This is a genomic window from Mesorhizobium sp. M4B.F.Ca.ET.089.01.1.1 (assembly GCF_004022605.1).
Lineage (GTDB): Bacteria > Pseudomonadota > Alphaproteobacteria > Rhizobiales > Rhizobiaceae > Mesorhizobium > Mesorhizobium abyssinicae.
Genome location: NZ_RZOS01000711.1, coordinates 1 through 1960, shown reverse-complemented (window position 1 = coordinate 1960; position 1960 = coordinate 1). Strand labels below are relative to the sequence as shown.

At 68.4% G+C, this 1960-nt stretch carries 2 protein-coding genes and 1 pseudogene; all 3 read right to left on the bottom strand.

All coding sequences use genetic code 11. The features are described 5' to 3' along the window. The coding region (locus EN780_RS33025) for a nicotinate-nucleotide--dimethylbenzimidazole phosphoribosyltransferase (protein ID WP_189556938.1) at positions 1 to 636 on the bottom strand (636 nt) is incomplete at its 3' end. Between the two features lie 23 nt (positions 637 to 659). Continuing rightward, positions 660 to 1436, bottom strand: coding sequence for an adenosylcobinamide-GDP ribazoletransferase (locus tag EN780_RS33020; protein WP_128276361.1), 777 nt, complete (start codon positions 1434 to 1436; stop codon positions 660 to 662). Between the two features lie 3 nt (positions 1437 to 1439). Continuing rightward, positions 1440 to 1960 (bottom strand): annotated as a pseudogene (locus tag EN780_RS33015) (cobyrinic acid a,c-diamide synthase); the annotation flags it as partial.

The following is a 1960-nucleotide window of genomic DNA, read 5'->3' as shown; positions in this document are numbered from 1 at the left end:
GTGCCGGTGCTGCTCGACGGCTTCGATCGCGGTCACCTTGCGCTTCAGGCCGGCATCGTCGACGCCGGTGCCGCGCCCGGTCCATTTCTCGGCGCCGCCACCGAACAGGGCGGCAGAAATCGCCGCCGCCGGCGTGGTGTTGCCGATGCCCATTTCGCCGAAGCAGACGAGGTCGATATCCTTGGTCACCGCATCATGGCCGGCCGAGACGGCGGCGAGGAAGGCCTTCTCGTCCATCGCCGGCACTTCGGTGAAGTCGCCGGTCGGATGGTCTAGGTCGAGCGGAATGACGTCGAGATCGGCTCCGGCGATGCGGGCAAGCTGGTTGATGGCGGCGCCGCCGCCGGCGAAATTCGCCACCATCTGCACGGTGACTTCCGACGGGAAGGCCGAGACACCCTGCGCGGTGACGCCGTGATTGCCGGCAAAGACGAAGACCTTCACCTTGTCCAGCTTCGGCATGTCGCGGCCCTGCCAGCGCCCCAGCCAGGCGGCGATGGTTTCCAGCCGGCCGAGGCTGCCTTGCGGCTTGGTCAGCGTGTCCTGGCGGCGGGCGACGGCATTGGCCGCGGTGTCGCTGCCGGCCGGCAGATCGAGGCAGGCAGCGCGAAGTTCATCAAGCGATTTGAAAGACATGGGGCAAAGTCTCCGAAAGAGAGTCAGGATAGGGATACGGAAGCGACGAGCAGGACTGCGATCTCGCCAAGTTGCTGAAGGGCGCCGATCGTGTCGCCGGTCTGGCCGTCGATCTGGTTGAGGCAAAGGGCGCGGAACGCGGCAAACAGCAGACCAAGCAGGACGATCGCGACAATGGCGCCGCCTGGCCCGAGCAGGAGGAGCGGTATCGCGCCGAGCACGGCGCCAACTATTGCGGCCTCGGCCGAGACTCTGCCGGCGCCGGCCGAGAGGCCGTCGGACCGCGCCGGGGGCAAGAGATGCATGAAGGCGCCCAGCAATCCGCGCGAGGCGGCGTGCGCGGCAATGAGCGCCAGGAGCGCCTGTGTGGGGTCGGCGAATTCCGAAATCGCGCTCCAGCGGATCAGCAGCGACAGGGCCAGTGCCGCCGCGCCATAGGCGCCGATGCGGCTGTCGCGCATGATCTCCAGTTTTCCACCGCGCGACTCGCCGCCGCCAAAGCCATCGGCGACATCGGACAGCCCATCCTCGTGCAGGCAGCCGGTGGTGAGCAATGTTGCGGCAAGCGCAAGCGCGGCCGCCGGACCCATGGCAAGGCCGAATCGTTCCGCCGTGGCGTAGACGACCGCGCCGATCAGTCCGACCGCAAGCCCGGTGACCGGCGCCGCCCCGATCGCGGCGGCGAGGCTGCGCCCGCGAACATCAACGACGGGCAGCGGCCGCCTGGCGCAGAAGACCAGGCAAAGGGCGATGTCATCGAGGACTTGCCGGAGCGAAAGGGGAAAGTTCTGGAGCTTCATGCCCTAGCCCCTCGCAATGGCATGGAAGAACGTCCCGCTGACATGGCCGCGCCGATAGCCGGAGGCGCCGAGCGGATTGCCCTGGCCGTCGGCAAGGTCGGCCAGCGGCTCGTCGTTGCCGGTGGCCGTCATCTGCGCATAGTGGAATTCATGGCCGCGGATCAGCGTGCCCTCGGTTCCGAGCGGGCAAGCGGCGCGCAGCCGCGCCTCGCGGTAGCCGAGGTTCATCTTGCGCTTGGCGAAGCTGGTCGAATGGCCGAGCAGGCCAAGCATCGGATGCGTGTCGCCTGTCGCGTCCTCAAGAGTCTCGCCCAGCACCATGAAGCCACCGCACTCGCCGTGGATCGGCTTGGTCGCGGCGAAGCGCGCCATTGCGGCCCGGAAGTTGGTGGCGGCGGCCAGCCTGCCGGCATGAAGCTCGGGATAGCCGCCGGGCAGCCAGCAGACATCGCAGCTGTCGTCGGGCGCTTCGTCGGCGAGCGGCGAGAAGGGGACGATCTCGGCGCCGGCCTTGTGCCAGTGGG

Coding starts and splice junctions, on each gene's coding strand:
- EN780_RS33020 (WP_128276361.1), bottom strand. CDS start 1,436: ATGAAGCTCCAGAACTTTCCCCTTTCGCTCCGGCAAGTCCTCGATGAC.